Genomic DNA, 16,263 nt, shown 5'->3' with positions numbered 1-16,263 from the left:
AATACTCCTAATCCTTTGACACAGTTTGTTTTACAGCCTCCTAAGTACTATGCTAACGTCCTCTACCATTGCTGGCAGAGGACTTAAAATACAGAGTATATTTTTTCTATAGGCTTACTTATTTCTTTGTGATTCCTTCTGTGCATTTGTTTCTTCAACATCTCTTATCGACTCTCTGACCTTAAATAATAAGTCGGTCAACTGCTTTGCTTCGTCCTCAGAGATTCCCTTTAAATAAGCGTCAAGATTGTGTATGTCTTGCAAAACCTGCTGACAGGTGCGAACTCCTTTATCAGAAAGAACTATGTTCACCAAGCGCTTATCCGAAGGATTCTGCGAAACATCCACAAGGCCTTTACTGCTCAGCCGGTTCACAAGTCGTGAAGCATCCGACATTTTATCCAGCATCATCTCTCTTAGATAAGATGTTGAAACTGGTTCAGGATGTTTATCATTTAAGATGCGCAAAATATTATACTGCTGAGAGGTAAGCCCGTGCTTCTTAAAAAATTTTTCGTAGCCGTTGTACAAAAGCCCGTACGTAAACACAATACCAATACTTGCTTTTTGCCATTCGTTTCGGAATGCAGGTATTCCCATTTCATTCTCTATCATCATATATATTTAGTTGGAGTGAGAGTAGTAAAATATAATAAAAACAGACTTCACTGCTTTCAATGCTCTAAAATGCAAGTTTGTTTTCATATTTACCCTCTGTTACAGCAAAAAAACAAATTAAACAGAAGCGAAAGATAGTGGCGCGAGGATATTTTACTCTAAAAAGGCAATATTTGTTCTTTTAAATACTTGGGAAGCTTATTTAAAACTAAATTATATGAACTGTCAATCCATTGGAGCAGGAGCTGATCGGGCAATCCAGCCTCAGGCAATATGGTGTTCCAATGCTTTTTGTTCATGTGATAACCAGGCTGCACCTGTGGGTACCGCTCCCTTAGCGAGAGGGCCTGTTCTGGATCACATTTTAAAGATATGCCCTTTTCATATTGAGAAAGACTACAGAGAGCATACATTTTACCTAAGACTTTAAATACCAGAGTATCCTCATCAAAAGGAAGTTCTTCGGTAGTACCAGCCTTTGCCAAACAATGCTCTCTGAAGTCCTCTATGTTCATAACAAAGCATTACCAATGCTTGATGATAAAGTATACAATGCCAGCCAAAAACATAAGTATAGAGATCTTGTTTATCTTATGCATAGCGCGCAGGTTAAAGTTTGTCTTGCGGTTTGGATCCTTTTTGCGGAAAAAGTAAGTTGCTACTTCTGATAGGTTGAATAGTCCCTTCATAATATATACAATTTGTAGTTTATGTAAGGCATCGTATACTAAAAGTAACACCCACCTTACTTCTTCATAACAAATAAAGATAGCAAAAGATTTAAATATGAGCCTTTTACTCCTCTAGTTTAACAGGCTCGATCCATTTGTCATCTTCCCGAATCAGTTCTATTAATTCATCAACTGCACGGTCGGCAGGCACAGCCTTTTTAACCACTGATTGCCCCCTGTACAAGGCAATTTTGTCTTTGCCTACGCCTACATAGCCATAGTCCGCATCAGCCATCTCGCCTGGCCCATTCACAATACAACCCATGATACCTATTTTAACGCCTTTCAGATGGTCAGTGCGTTTACGGATCATGGCAGTAGTTTCCTGCAGGTCGAAAAGTGTACGGCCACAGCTTGGACAACTGATGTATTCTGTTTTGCTCATACGCGTACGAGCTGCCTGCAATATACCAAAACTAAGGCTATTGAGCTTTTCTATTGTTTGCAGCAATTCTGGCTTGTCTTGTTCGGGTTGTAAAGCTGTTCCTAACATCACGCCGTCACCCAGGCCATCTATCAGCAGGCCGCCCACATCGGTAGCCGCATAAAGCTGTACCTCATCAGCTGTAAGCTCTCCGTATGCTCTGGTAATAATGCATGGGTTCTGTACCTCCTGGTTCATCAGGCGGAAGAAGCACTTACGAAGCTCAGGCATGGCATGCTCATTCTGGGTCTGAAGCATCAGTACAGCTGTAGCATCAAGCTTCAGGCGTTCCAATAATTCATTTGTAAGATCAGATAAAGTTGCCAGCACAAAATTTTGCTTTGCATGTCGCTCTACACTTTTAAGGTATTGCTCAGCATTTAACAAAGGCAAAAGGTTTTCGCGCTGCTCAGAAACAAGCCATGTATTGTAGTTTACTATTTCCTTCAACCCATTAGGCAGCATAAAGCTGATTGGGTTTTCACCAGTGTAAATAAAGTCTGCACCTAAGTCATTCATATTGAACTTATCGAGCAGCATTGAGTACAGGTGGCCAATACTTTTCAGGTCAGCATATTGTACATCTGTTAACCGACTTAAATCTGCTACAACACGCGGTACATTAAGCCCTCCCAAATTTTCAACTTCTATTGTTTCGCGGCGTTGATATTGGAAGGGATCAATTGGGACATTACAAATCGGCTTCAGCGGTGTTGCTTTTTCGGCACGATGCGTGTAGCGGTCAATCAGTGCTTTAGCTACTGGTGCTTCTGCCTCAGGTGCCTCTGTTAAAGAAACGCGAACGGTATCGCCTAGGCCATCTTCTAGCAAAGTACCAATACCTACAGCAGATTTTATTCTTCCATCTTCTGCCTCGCCAGCCTCTGTCACACCTAGGTGCAGCGGGTATGGCTTCAGTCCTTCCTCCTCTAGTTTTTGCACTAACAAACGGTATGCCTGCACCATCACTTGCGTGTTAGACGCTTTCATGGAGATAACAATATTATAATATTGTTCATCTTCACAAATGCGCAGAAACTCTAATGCACTTTCTACCATGCCAAGTGGCGTATCGCCGTAGCGGCTCAGAATGCGGTCAGAAAGAGAACCATGATTTGTGCCGATACGCATCGCAGTGCCATGCTCTTTGCAAATTCGAACCAATGGCACAAAACGCTCCCGAATTCGGTCCAGTTCCGCCTGATAGGTTACATCATTGTACTCAATAACCTCAAACTTTTTCTTGTCGGCGTAATTACCAGGGTTTACACGCACCTTTTCTACGATTCGTGCTGCTACTTCTGCGGCATTCGGAGTAAAGTGAATATCGGCAATCAAGGGGGTATTGTAACCTCGCTTGCGCAATTCATCTCTGATGTTGCGCAGGTTTTCAGCCTCTTTTATACTTGGGGCCGTAATGCGAATGTACTCACAGCCTGCTTCAATCATTCTGATGCACTGCTCTACAGAGCCCACAGTATCCATCGTATCTACTGTCGTCATCGACTGAACCCGAATCGGATAGTTGCCGCCCATGGGCATGTCGCCAATATTTACGACAATAGTTTCTCTGCGCTTATATTCGGTAAGGCTAGGGCAATATGTTTTATTCATAAAAAGCTTATGCTTTAGCTGTTTGGGCTTCGTTGCTTTAACTAATCTAGCGTTGCCTTTGTTCAATCTGACGCAGGTACGTAGGTGTAAGTATAGATTATTAAAAAACTTATCTATTAACTTGAAGGTAAATTTACAACATTCTTACAAGTAATGCGATAGCAGTTTTCTGATGTATAGGTCGTAAACTGAAAGGAAAGATTAGCTCTTTGCTACCAGTGGCTTCTAAGCTAACAATTAAGTAATTAGGTATAATTTATGTTGAGGCGTAAAACAGCAAAGTAACTGATGTACTCGTTAAAGATATAGAAGCAGAAGGTTTTCAGACAAAACTATTGCTTTAACTATAGCTTACTGAAAAGCAATATAACTCTGCTGTTAAATTGATGATTATGAACAGAACGAAACTAATATTACCAGAAAAAATGCCGACCAATTTTCATGAAATTCAGTTATGGGGCAAACTTAGGCAAGAACAAATTAGCCAGGCTGTACTTGTTACTAGTGATACAATACTCTCTTTTATAAAACAACAAATTGAAAAAGGTAACTGGCAGGCAGTAGATGACTTTTTACATGGAAAGCCTATGACCAAAACGGGGCAGATTCTGTTGAAAGAACTGCGGAGCAAGGTGCTATCTAACATAATGATGCGGTTGGGACTACGTAAAATTATAGCTGTTGGGCTGGTAATGGTACTGCTGCCATTTGTACTAGTGAAAACTGCAGCCGAAATCCGTTCCAAATATAGGAGAAGAATCGAAGCAGCTTAATTTTTAAAAAATGCCTATAAAGAAAAAAACACCCCAAAGAGGTGTTTTTTTCTAATATAAGTCTAACTATTAATCATTTTAACGTCTAAACAATAGCTCACGATACTTTATAAGTGGCCAATCTTCGTCAGCAACCATCAGTTCAAGCTTATCTACGCTGTAACGGATAGTATCGAAGTAGCTTTTTACTTTTTCTTCGTAAGCTATGGCACGTTCACGTGCGTCTTCAATCTTATTTGCAACTTTCCGCGCTTCAATCATCTCATCCACATTTTTCTGAATAGCATTTATGTGGCGTGACATCTTTTTGATTGAATCTAAAGTTGTCTGGGTAAGCTCATCCTCTAATCCCAGTTCTTTTAAACCACGGATGTTGGTAATAAGTTTATTTTGGTAAGCAACTGCTGTAGGTATAACATGGTTTACGGCCAAATCACCCATTACACGCGACTCAATCTGAATCTTCTTGATATATTCTTCCAGAAGAATCTCGTGTCTTGCATTAAGCTCTACTTCTGTAAATATACTATGTTTTGTGAATAATTCCTTAACATTTTCACGATGAAAAACATCTAATGCTAATGGAGTCGATTTTACATTTGATAAACCGCGTTTTTCAGCTTCTTCTGCCCACTCATCAGAGTAACCGTTACCTTCAAAACGAACAGACTTAGATTGTACCACAAGTTCGCGAAGTACCTGTATGATAGCAATCTCCTTTTTCATGCCGTCTTTCTCAATCAGCTTATCTACTGCCTTACGGAACTCTACCAATTGGTCAGCCACAATAGTGTTCAAAGCCGTCATTGGAGAAGAAGTGTTTGCAGATGAACCTACTGCACGGAACTCAAATTTATTTCCCGTAAAAGCAAACGGAGACGTACGATTACGGTCAGTGTTGTCGCGAAGGATTTCCGGGATCTTGTCTATACCTAACTTCAGGTACATGTTATCACCTTTTTCCATCGGAACCTTAGCAGTGCGCTCCAGTTCATCTAGTACTGCTGTAAGCTGCTGGCCCACAAAAACAGACATGATGGCTGGAGGCGCTTCGTTTGCACCTAAACGGTGATCGTTGCTGGCAGAAGCTATACTTGCTCTCAATAAGTCTGCATGCTTATGTACGGCTGCAATTGTATTGATAAAGAAAGTAAGGAATTGTAGGTTTTCTTTTGGCTTTTTGCCAGGAGAAAGCAGGTTAACACCAGTGTTGGTGCTCATTGCCCAGTTATTGTGCTTGCCGCTACCGTTAACACCAGCAAATGGTTTCTCATGTAAAAGAACCTTCAGGTTATGGCGCTCAGCTACTTTGTCCATAATATCCATCAGAATCTGGTTGTGGTCAACAGCCAGGTTAGCGTCCTCAAACGTTGGAGCACACTCAAACTGATTTGGAGCAACTTCGTTATGGCGTGTTCTCAAAGGAATGCCTAAAGTGAGGGCAGTCTTCTCAAAGTCAACCATAAAGGCGTGCGCACGGCTAGGAATAGAACCAAAGTAATGGTCTTCTAACTGCTGGCCTTTTGCAGGAGAATGTCCGAAAACTGTACGGCCTGCAAGCACCAAGTCAGGACGAGCATCAAAAAGGGCACGGTCTACTAAAAAGTATTCCTGCTCAATGCCAAGTGTAGTATTTACCTTTGAAACGTCTTTGTCGAAGTATTGGCAAACTGGCACAGCAGCATGGTTCAATACGTTCAACGACTTCAGCAAAGGAGTTTTGTAGTCTAGGGCCTCACCAGTGTAAGAAACAAATATGGTAGGAATACAAAGCGTCTTTGTACCCGCGTTTTCAATTAGGAATGCTGGTGAAGATGGATCCCAAGCTGTGTAACCTCGTGCTTCGAATGTATTACGTATACCGCCGTTCGGGAAAGACGAAGCATCTGGCTCTTGTTGTACCAGTGCATTACCTTTAAAGCTTTCAATTGCTTCGCCATCACCAGTGAGATCAAAGAAAGAGTCATGCTTTTCGGCGGTAGCACCTGTTAAAGGCTGGAACCAGTGGGTGTAATGCGTAGCACCCTTGCTCATAGCCCATGTTCTCATAGCCGAAGCTACTGCATCTGCCAGGTTGCGGTCTACTTTTTCGCCCGCATCAACTGCTTTGCGTAGTTTTTTAAAGTTATCAGACGACATGGTAGCACGCATGGCTGAAAAGCCAAAGGTATTCTCGCCATAGTAGTCAGAAATCTTTCGTGATGATAAAGAAACTTCAATCGGTTTACGCTGATTAACTAAATCAAGCGCTTTAAAACGAAGTGTTGCCATTTTTGTGTGAGGTTCAGTTTAGTGATAGCAAATATATAGACTAAAAGACTATCTGCAACATAAGGGTGTTCTTTTTTTGATGATTTTCTAACAAAACTACCAATTTTATTCATTTATGCTTTCACAAACTAGGCTTTCGATTCAAAATATATATAAATTAAACTAATTACCCTATTCTAAATACTCCCTTCCTTGATAAACACATATTCTTAGGGTAATAGCTAAAGAAGCTAAGACAACTATATTTGCATTGTGAAAAAAACACTGCGCTTCCACCCGCTATACTTCTTGTTCTGGCTACTGTTCTTTGCAGTTTCCCGCATTATATTTCTGTTGTACCACTACAACCGTACGCAGCATTTATCAGCTTCTGATATTGCATTTACTTTTGTGTATGGATTCCAGCTTGATATGTCTTTCACAGCCTACCTGTGCCTGCTTCCTTTTCTCGCTGTGGTTGTTTCGTCGTGGTGGTTACGGTTTAATGCAGCTTATTTCATCCGTGCCTATACCTATGTCTTTATAGTTTTAATTTCAATTATGCTGGCAGCTGATCTGGAACTATACTCTTTCTGGGGATTTAGATTAGATGCAACGCCACTACAATATCTTAACACGCCTGCCGAAATGGCTGCATCCGCTGCTGCTGCAGCTATTTTCCTCTTGTTGTTTATAGCTGCTGAACATGCAGTTATCTTTATCTTCTTGTATAACTACCTCTTCAAACAAAAGCATGTTATTAGCACAAAGCGCAGCTGGGTTGTAACTGCGCTCACCATCATATTTCTAATTGTGTTGATTTTGCCGATGAGGGGAGGCTGGCAACAGATTCCGATAAACCAAAGCGTTGCCTACTTTTCGGAAGAGCCCTTTGCCAATCATGCAAGTTTAAACATGCCCTGGAACCTGATGCATGCCCTGCTAAAATATAATAAGCAGAATAAGAACTTTTACCAGTACATGCCCCTGCAGGAGGCAGAAGAAAAGGTAAAGGCTCTTTATGCTACCCCCTCCGATTCAACTGTTGCGCTGGTGAAAGGCACAAAGCCAAACGTGCTCTTTATTATACTTGAAAGTTACACGGCTAAATTTGTCGGAAGCTTGGGTGGTGAAATAGGTGTTACTCCTAATTTAGATAGTATAGCCGCAACGGGTATAAATTTCACTAATATGTATGCCAGCGGCGACCGTAGCGAAAAGGGCATGGTGGCATTACTGAGTGGCTATCCTGTTCAAACCATTACCTCCATCATCAAAACACCTCATAAAACTCAGAAGCTGCCGCACCTAAGTAAGGTATTTGAGGAACAAAATTATAGCACCAGCTACTACTATGGAGGTGAGCTTGAGTTCGCCAACATAAAGTCCTACTTGCTTAATGGCGGCTACGACAGACTTATTGATAAAGATGATTTTCCTGCTTCCAGCTATAACTCTAAATGGGGAGCGCATGACCATGTGGTTTTCGACCGAGTTCTGCAGGATTTAAAGAACGAAAAAAGGCCTTTCTTTAGTACTGTTTATACCCTAAGTAGTCACGAGCCTTTTGAAATTCCAATAGCCGCCAAATTTCCTGGTGATGACACAGATGCTTTATTTAGAAACAGTGTTTATTATACTGACTGGGCACTGGGCCGTTTTCTGAATGCTGCAAAGCAGCAGACGTGGTGGGATAATACCTTAGTGGTTATAGTGGCCGATCATGGGCATCCCGCTCCAGGAAGTGACCCAAACCATGTTCCCAGCAAATTCAGAATACCATTTGCAATGACAGGAGGTGCATTAGCAGCAAACGGTTTAACAGTAGATGTGCTGGGTTCTCAAACTGATATTGCCACTACGCTACTCTCGCAACTAAACTTTCCAAACGAAGAGTTTAAGTGGGGCAGAGATTTACTGGCGCATTCTCCTAATCCGTTTGCCTTTTATGTATTCAACGATGGCTTCGGCTTTATAACTCCAGCAGGAAAACTTACTTTCGATAATGTAGCCAAGAAGCCTATAACCAAAGATGAAGGTGTTTCGCAAGAGCAAATTGAAATTGGTAAAGCTTATATGCAATTCTCTTTCGAAGACTTCTTGAAGAAATGATTGATTGGTTTGAATCGCCATGTCTAGCTTTCTTCCATAGTATTTTGGAATATCACTTTTTATCTGCTTCTCTTTAAGATTTTATGCTTCAGGGTCTTAGCCCAGGTATAATTACCTTATCCATTGCAGGAATAAGGCATATTTTTCTTACCTTTGCAGCCTGATTATGAAAAAAGTAGCGTTTTACACTTTAGGCTGTAAGCTCAATTACTCCGAAACCAGCACCATTGGAAGAATTTTCCAGGAGCGTGGTTTTGAGAAAGTGGAGTTTACCGAAAAGCCAGATATATATGTGATCAATACCTGCTCTGTAACTGATAATGCAGACAAAAAATGCAGGAAGATTGTAAAGGAGGCGCTTAAGCACTCTCCTAATGCCTTTATTACCATAGTTGGCTGCTACGCGCAGTTAAAGCCGAAAGAAATAAGCGAAATACCTGGTGTAGATGCCGTGTTGGGCGCTGCCGAAAAGTTTCAGTTGGTAGATATACTGGAAACGTTTGAGAAAAAGGATAAAGCAGAAGTTTTTGCCAGTCCTATTTCCGAAGCGAACACTTTCCATAACTCCTACTCTTTCGGCGACCGTACCCGCACCTTCCTTAAGGTGCAAGACGGCTGCGACTACTCCTGCTCTTTCTGCACCATACCTATGGCGCGTGGCAATAGCCGTTCCGACAGTATAGCTAACGTTGTAGCGTCGGCTGAAGAGATTGCTGCGTCTGGTGTAAAAGAAATAGTGCTGACAGGTGTAAACACAGGTGATTTTGGTTTGCAGAACGGGAAAAGGGTTGAATCTTTTTACGAATTGGTGCAGGAACTTGATAAAATAGAAGGTATTAATCGCTTTAGAATTTCATCTGTCGAACCCAATTTACTTAAAGATGAAATCATAGAGTTTGTGGCGCAGAGCAGCCGCTTTATGCCTCACTTCCATGTGCCACTACAATCAGGATCGAATAAGATACTTAAACTGATGCGTAGGCGCTACCAGCGTGAGCTCTACGCTGACCGTGTAGATAAAATCAAAGCACTGATGCCACACTGCTGCATTGGTGTAGATGTTATCGTTGGTTTTCCTGGAGAAACGGAAGAAGATTTTCTGGAAACCTATGAGTTCCTCAATAACCTTGATGTAAGTTACCTGCACGTATTTCCTTATTCTGAACGTGATAATACGTTGGCGCCAGAGATGTCTGGAAAAGTAAGTAATAAAGAGCGAAATCGCCGAGCTGATATGCTGCGCATTTTATCTGAGAAAAAGAAGCGCCATTTTTACGAGCAAAACATGGGGCGTGAGTTTCGTGTGCTTTTTGAAGACGATGTGAAGGACGGCATCATGGAAGGCTGGACAGAGAACTATGTGCGTGTTGCGGTGAAGTATGACCCTGTACTGGTGAATGAGACGAAGCATGTAAGACTGACGGGTATCAACAGCAATGGCTTAGCCGAGGCAGAAGAGACATATCAGGAAATTTTACAGCATTAGAACCCCACTATGTTCTTTTATAAGGTAAATAACCTTATATTTCAGATTATAAATGTATTATTAACTTCTTAAACATTAATTGTACCTGTGAAATTAACTAATCTAGCTTTAGGCTTAGCTTTGGCTGCATTTGCAGCTGCCTGTACCAACGATCAGCAGCCTGATGCCACTTTATCTTCCAATAATTCAGCTGCTACCGATTCTTTGGCTGTAAACAATAACATTGTTTATGTTAATTCTGACTCTTTACTAGCTAACTACGAGTACTTTAAGCAAGTGCGCACCCGTTTGCAAGGCAGGTCTGAACAGGCTGAAAAAGACTTAAGAGCTAAGGCGCAGGCTTTTGAAAAAGAAGTTACCAGATATCAGCAGTCTGCCCAAAACATGACGATGGAGCAACGCGCTTCTACGGAGCAGCGCCTGGCGCAAAAGCAGCAACAGCTGCAAGCTCAGAACCAGGAAGCAGGTAACAGCCTTGTTTCTGAAGAGTCTGAAGAAATGAAAAAGATTTACGACAAGGTAGAAGCTTATCTGCAACAGCTTAGCAAGGAAAGAGGCTACAAAATGGTTCTCACCTATACCAGAGGTAACAGCGCCATTCTTTACGGCGACAGTACTTTAGACATTACGACAGATGTTGTACAAGGCCTTAACCAGCAATACCAAGCAGATCAGGAAGAAACTGCTACTACAACAAAGAAAAAGTAATCACCAATATTCATAAAACTAAAAGCCCTCTGCTATCATATGTAGCAGAGGGCTTTTAGTTTTATCATACTCTTGTAGAGTACTGTATTTCTACTCATATCTTAGTGACTCTATCGGGTCTAGCTTAGAAGCTTTGAAAGCAGGATAGTAACCAGAAATGACGCCTACAATTACGCAAATACTTAAACCTACAACTACCCACAGCCATGGAACAATAAAGCCCCCTTCACCAATCATAGAGGCAATTCCGTTACCCATCACCACTCCTAATATCACACCAACCAAGCCACCTAAAATACAAATGACTACGGCTTCTATCAGAAACTGCTGCCTAATTTGAATAGCTGTGGCACCTAAAGCCTTTCGTACGCCAATTTCCCTTGTGCGCTCGTTCACAGATACCATCATAATATTCATCAGGCCAACCGAGGCGCCTAATAAGGTTATAAAGCCAATAATGAAACCTCCTGCCTTCATAGCACCCGATATCTCATTCAAGCGCTCGAGCAAAGAATCGCTTCGTCTTATTTCGAAGGAATCTGGCTGGCCTAAAGGGTCTTGGCGAATGTTGCGCATGATGCCTGTTGCTTCACCCATTACATAATCCAGCGCCTCAGGCGTAGCAATGGCAGTTTTAATATTGTAATTGAGGGCAGCACCGCCTACCATAGGAATGTGTCGGCCAGTTTCTAGTGGAATAATAATGGTTCTATCACCACTGTTACCTCCCATGCTACTGCCCTTTTTTTCAAGTTGGCCTACAATTAAGAACCTGCGCCCTAGAAAGGTAATATGCTGGCCGATTACTTCGGCTTTAGGAAAAAGGTTTTCTTTTATCTCGCTTCCGATAATAGCCACGTTTGTTCCTTTTTCTAAATCGAAATTTGAAAAGCCACGACCACGCACCAGGTTCAGGTTCTGATTTTGTAAATAATGCTCATCTCCTGCTATAATATTAATGTTTGGGTTTGTTTTATCAGTAGCACTTTTTACCACCGTTGCACCCGAAACATACGCCGAGATACTGACAGCGGCGGTTTCTTCCATACGTTCTTTGTATGTGCGTGCCTGCAGGTAACTTATCTGAGGATAAACTTTTTCAGTTCTTCCTCCAACACTTCCCCTGTTATTCATTCCCTTTCTGCGTATATCGAAAGAATTGGCTCCCAGGGAAGAAAATGTCTGGGTAAGCGAGTGTTTCATACTGTCCACAGCCGTTAAAATGCCAACCAGCGACATAATACCGATGGAGATGATCAGGCCTGTTAGCACCGTACGAAGCAAATTACCCTTGATGGCTCGCAAGCCTTCGAGTATATTTTCAATAAGGTTCATCTATATGTATGCGCTTTTTCAGGTTTTACGTTAGGAAGAATATTGGGAAGTTTGAGACTAAAGTAATCATTTTCCTATTAAAGAATAGATTTAATACATTTGTTTATATTGTAAATAAGGAATTTGATGTTGTACCGTTCATTTTTGCTCCTGTTGTTCGTTCTGCTGGTAACCTTTAAAAGCTTTGCTTCTATGGTGCTTGTTCCGATGGACGAAACTCAGAAAGAACATCTGAAATCTTATGGAATTGCTTATTGGGTGCTTTCAAAAGATGTCTCAGTTGATTGGCTTTTAAACTATAGAGGCGGGAGCTTTGCTTTTCAACATGCACCGCAGCTAGAAAACGAGCTTATTGTAAGAGGCATTAGCTACAATGTAGTTTCTGATGCGCAATACAACGGTATTCTGCAAGAGATTGCTTCGCCTGAGGCTAACATGGATATTATGAAACTGGAAAAGGTACCTAAAATAGCGGTGTACTCTCCTAAATCTAAAATGCCTTGGGACGATGCGGTAACGTTGGTGCTGACTTATGCTGAAATTCCTTATGATATTATTTATGATGAAGAGATCATGAAAGGAGATTTGCCCAAATATGACTGGCTACACCTGCACCACGAGGACTTTACGGGCCAGTACGGCAAATTCTATTACAGCTACAGACACTACCCTTGGTACCAGGAGCAACAACGTGAAGCGGAGGCTTCTGCCAAGCAACATGGCTTCAGCAAAGTCTCGCAACTAAAACTGGCTGTCGTTAACAAAATCAAGAACTTTTGTGCTGGTGGAGGCTTCCTGTTTGCCATGTGCTCTGCAACCGATACCTATGACATTGCGCTGGCAGCCGAGGGTGTAGATTTTATTGAACAGATGTATGATGGAGATGGTGCTGATCCAAAAGCACAGTCAAAATTGGACTATAGCAAAACTTTCGCTTTTCAGGATTTCAAGCTGGTCCTTAACCCCTTGGAGTATGAATACTCTAACATTGACGTACAGCCTACCGAACGTCCTGTTACAGAGGCAAACGATTATTTCCAGCTGTTCACCTTTTCTGCAAAGTGGGACCCCATCCCTACCATGCTGACGCAAAACCACGCAAAAACAATAAAAGGCTTTATGGGCCAAACAACGGCTTTCCGTAAGAGCATGGTCAAGCCTGATGTAATTATAATGGGTGAAAATAAAGAACTAGGTGAGATTCGCTACATGCACGGCACCTACGCCCGTGGCACCTGGACCTTCTACAGTGGACACGATCCCGAAGACTATCAGCATTTGGTGGGAGAAGATCCTACTGATTTGGCACTACACCCAAACTCCCCAGGATATCGACTGATTCTAAACAATATTCTTTTCCCAGCTGCTAAAAAGAAGAAACAGAAAACTTGATAGATAAGTTTTAGATTTGGAGATGTGAAGATTTGAAATTTTTACATCTCCAAATCTTCACATCAGAATAAATTTAATGCATGCGGTTTGCGCGTGGTGTCAGGTTTCTGATAATCTCGGCTTCTATGGCCAATAGTTCTTTCAGTCTTGCGTCTACTACATCAATTGGCATGTATTCTTTGGCAAGTTTAACAAAGCTTACATAGTGGCCAGCTTCTGATACCATAAGTTCATAGTAGAACTTCTGCAGCTCTTCGTCCTGAATGTTTTTCCAGAGAAGCTTAAAACGTTCACAGCTTCTCGCTTCTATCAAGGCATTGATCAGAAGGTGATCCATGAGCTGTCTTTCGCGTTTGTCGCCTTTACGGATATGTTTGGTAAGTTCTACCACATATTCATCTGGTCGATTGCGTCCTAAACCATAGCCTCTCTTTTTAAGCTGTTCTAGCACACGCTCAAAGTGGCTCCACTCCTCTGCCACCAAATCTGTCATCTCCTCTACCAGACGAGTTTTATCTGGATATTTAACAATTAACGAGATAGCCGAAGTGGCTGCCTTTTGTTCGCAGTAAGCATGGTCAACCAGAATCTCTTCAATATTTTTCTCAGCAATATTCACCCACCTTGGGTCTGTAGGCAGTTCTAAGCGAAGTATGGTTTTAGTTGGCTGGTTTGTGGACATATTCTTCTAAATTCACGACAGATGTTCAATGATGCTAATAGGAAACCACAAGCTATATGAATACTTGAGCTTCTTCTCCAAGATTAATCAAAGAACATCCATTTGATTCCAAAAATAAAGCTGCGGCGCATGCCTGGAAAGTAAGGGGTAGCAAAATACCCTGGGGCTAACAGTTCGTCTGTAACGTTGGCCATTTTAAGGAACAGGTTCAGGTTCTTTATATCGGCTGTTACAAATACATCTATCACAGGGTATGTTCTTAGTTTTATCTCATCCTGAAGATAAAACTGTTGTGTTACTGGCATGTAGGCATCAGCAAAATAACCCGAAGGCACATAGGCATGCACCCCAAACTGTCCGAACAAAGCATTCCTGAAAATGTCTCCCTCAAAGTATAATTTAGAATCTACTAGCCACTCTGGTATTCGAATAGTCTCCGCATTGTCAGTGTTTGTGTAAGCGATGAAATTATCGAAGTGAATAGAACCAAAGCGTATTTTATGATCTAGTTTAACTCCGTAAAATCGCTGATTCCCCACTAACTGATCAGCTACCGCCTGCTGGTTAAAGAAGATATGACGCTTTATATTCGTATATTCTGCTCTTAGTTTTATGTATTGTCTTGTGCCAATTTTGCCTGCGTAACCTGCCTCTATCTTGTCTGTAACGCTGCTGCTAAAGTCATTGTCCCAAACAAAATGGTTACTCATCATGCGTTGCTCAATAAACGAAGGCGATCGTAAAACACGGGCTAGAGAGCCATATAGTCCTTTGAATCGTGCTAAGCCATTAACCCGATAATCTGTAGACAGTTGAAACTCTCCATCTAAAACCACTTCTACCAACTCCTGGTAATGTAACCTTAACTGCCCCCCCACAAATAACTGCGACTCGTTATTTTCTAGTTTAAGTTCTGTTGTGCTTGCAGGTGTAGTGGCTGTTGCGGCTTCTGTATCAAAAACACGATAGGTTATGGCAGCATTTCTATGTTTAATGTAAGCCTTGTAGAATGATAGCTTATTGTTGCCCGTAACTCCGAAAACATTTTCAACTTCGCGGTAAAAAGTACGATCATCTGTAAACTGAGGACTATAAAGCGTATCTGGGTAGAACAAAATAGCCGTGTCACCCACAGTCTGGATGTTTGAATCCTGAAAATCATTTTGCTGCCGATGCACATCTAGTTGATGGTACAGTTTCAGGTCCTCGCCAGCGAGTTTAAAAATTTGCAGCGCATGATAGTGGTTTCTGCTTTCTTCGCTAGCTGCCTGCATCAGGAACGACTGATCATTTTGGTATCGGAACAAGCTATCTGTGATCACCTCGCCATTTGCACTATAATCTGTCGCTCTGGGCCTCACCCCTCCCAGTTCAATCTGCTCGTGCTTCTGAAATGTGTAATTTGCAAAAAGGTCGTAGCGTTTGTTGGGAGATTGATAATGTGTAAATGCCTTTACCGCCTGGTTATCAATTAAACCGTTCTGCCTGCGGTCAATCGCACCAAACTGTTTATCGGCTCCCATTAGTTGATATGCCACCCCTATATTCCAGTTTGGCTTTATATTCCGAGCATATATAACTTCAAATAATTGCTCTCCACGCTGCCCCTGTATATAGCTCAAGTGTGAATAGGGAGAACGGGTGTCGTAGTAGTTTAAGTTGAAGGGGTTATAAGCGTAACGATCAAATACATATTTACCATACCTGGCCCCGATCTTTAGAGGCAGTTCGTAAAAAATAGGTTTAGCAGCTGTACCTATATTCCCTAAATGCTGGTAGAAAGTGGTGTCGTTATACCAGAAGCGCTCATTCTGCATCTTATTGATGCTCGTATCGACACGCTGCTCCACATAGCGACCTCTTAAAACATCCTGCTCAAATAGTTGCAAGGTTGTGTTAGGGCCGTAAATAGCTTTCGTTGAATCATCCAGAATGCTTCCATTTCTTGGCGTTACGCGAGTGGTGTCAGGCCCTTGCTGAACAGGTATCGTGTTATTACCTACTGGCCTTCTTTGTGCTACAGATGCCTGCGTAAAAATTATACCCAGTAATAGGAGAGCTATGGTAAACAATTTTCTTTTCACGATGCAAAACTAGTGATTTTCCGACACATGGATGTGCTTTGCTACACAGGATTT

At 41.8% G+C, this 16,263-nt stretch carries 13 protein-coding genes; 5 read left to right on the top strand and 8 right to left on the bottom strand.

Annotation, left to right across the window (positions count from 1 at the left end):
- Nucleotides 1–114: 114 nt before the first annotated feature.
- From LN893_RS15885 to ispG, 4 genes are all read right to left on the bottom strand, one after another.
- Nucleotides 115–618, bottom strand: a complete 504-nt coding sequence (locus tag LN893_RS15885) for a MarR family winged helix-turn-helix transcriptional regulator (RefSeq protein ID WP_229971772.1) — start codon at nt 616–618, stop codon at nt 115–117.
- A gap of 158 nt (nt 619–776) precedes the next feature.
- Entirely contained in the window at nt 777–1,133 is a 357-nt protein-coding gene (locus LN893_RS15880; RefSeq protein ID WP_229971770.1) for an MmcQ/YjbR family DNA-binding protein, read from the bottom strand.
- Nucleotides 1,134–1,142: 9 nt separating this feature from the next.
- Nucleotides 1,143–1,307 (bottom strand): DUF6728 family protein, encoded by a 165-nt coding sequence (locus LN893_RS15875; protein ID WP_229971768.1) that lies wholly within the window; start codon nt 1,305–1,307, stop codon nt 1,143–1,145.
- Between the two features lie 106 nt (nt 1,308–1,413).
- On the bottom strand, nt 1,414–3,387 hold the full coding sequence (gene ispG, locus LN893_RS15870; RefSeq protein WP_229971766.1) for a (E)-4-hydroxy-3-methylbut-2-enyl-diphosphate synthase: 1,974 nt from the start codon (nt 3,385–3,387) through the stop codon (nt 1,414–1,416).
- 392 nt (nt 3,388–3,779) lie between these two features.
- Between ispG and LN893_RS15865 the strand changes: the two genes are divergently transcribed.
- Nucleotides 3,780–4,160, top strand: a complete 381-nt coding sequence (locus LN893_RS15865; protein ID WP_229971764.1) for a hypothetical protein — start codon at nt 3,780–3,782, stop codon at nt 4,158–4,160.
- Nucleotides 4,161–4,238: 78 nt separating this feature from the next.
- On the opposite strand, the gene LN893_RS15860 is transcribed toward LN893_RS15865, so the two are convergent.
- The gene (locus tag LN893_RS15860) at nt 4,239–6,431 is read right to left on the bottom strand and encodes a glutamine synthetase III family protein (protein ID WP_229971762.1); all 2,193 of its coding nucleotides are present in this window, start codon (nt 6,429–6,431) and stop codon (nt 4,239–4,241) included.
- A gap of 252 nt (nt 6,432–6,683) precedes the next feature.
- Between LN893_RS15860 and LN893_RS20800 the strand changes: the two genes are divergently transcribed.
- From LN893_RS20800 to LN893_RS15845, 3 genes are all read left to right on the top strand, one after another.
- Nucleotides 6,684–8,522 (top strand): LTA synthase family protein, encoded by a 1,839-nt coding sequence (locus LN893_RS20800; protein ID WP_229971760.1) that lies wholly within the window; start codon nt 6,684–6,686, stop codon nt 8,520–8,522.
- A gap of 166 nt (nt 8,523–8,688) precedes the next feature.
- Nucleotides 8,689–10,008, top strand: coding sequence for a tRNA (N(6)-L-threonylcarbamoyladenosine(37)-C(2))-methylthiotransferase MtaB (gene mtaB, locus LN893_RS15850; protein WP_229971758.1), 1,320 nt, complete (start codon nt 8,689–8,691; stop codon nt 10,006–10,008).
- A gap of 87 nt (nt 10,009–10,095) precedes the next feature.
- A complete protein-coding gene (locus tag LN893_RS15845) occupies nt 10,096–10,716 on the top strand; it encodes an OmpH/Skp family outer membrane protein (protein WP_229971757.1) in 621 nt (206 codons plus the stop codon).
- A 90-nt stretch (nt 10,717–10,806) separates the two neighbouring features.
- On the opposite strand, the gene LN893_RS15840 is transcribed toward LN893_RS15845, so the two are convergent.
- Nucleotides 10,807–12,051 carry an ABC transporter permease gene (locus LN893_RS15840; protein WP_229971756.1) on the bottom strand — a complete coding sequence of 415 codons (1,245 nt, stop codon included), beginning with the start codon at nt 12,049–12,051 and terminating at the stop codon, nt 10,807–10,809.
- A 126-nt stretch (nt 12,052–12,177) separates the two neighbouring features.
- Here LN893_RS15840 and LN893_RS15835 point away from each other — a divergent pair, with 126 nt between their 5' ends.
- Entirely contained in the window at nt 12,178–13,443 is a 1,266-nt protein-coding gene (locus tag LN893_RS15835) for an asparagine synthetase B (protein ID WP_229971755.1), read from the top strand.
- Nucleotides 13,444–13,516: 73 nt separating this feature from the next.
- Here LN893_RS15835 and LN893_RS15830 read toward each other — a convergent pair whose 3' ends face one another.
- On the bottom strand, nt 13,517–14,125 hold the full coding sequence (locus tag LN893_RS15830; RefSeq protein WP_229971754.1) for a MiaE family protein: 609 nt from the start codon (nt 14,123–14,125) through the stop codon (nt 13,517–13,519).
- An 83-nt stretch (nt 14,126–14,208) separates the two neighbouring features.
- Nucleotides 14,209–16,209, bottom strand: coding sequence for a putative porin (locus LN893_RS15825; RefSeq protein ID WP_229971753.1), 2,001 nt, complete (start codon nt 16,207–16,209; stop codon nt 14,209–14,211).
- Between the last annotated feature and the right edge of the window lie 54 nt (nt 16,210–16,263).

Origin of the sequence: Pontibacter harenae, assembly GCF_020907245.1 — a bacterium.
Classification (GTDB): Bacteria; Bacteroidota; Bacteroidia; order Cytophagales; family Hymenobacteraceae; genus Pontibacter; species Pontibacter harenae.
This window is presented reverse-complemented; position numbering and strand designations above follow the sequence as displayed.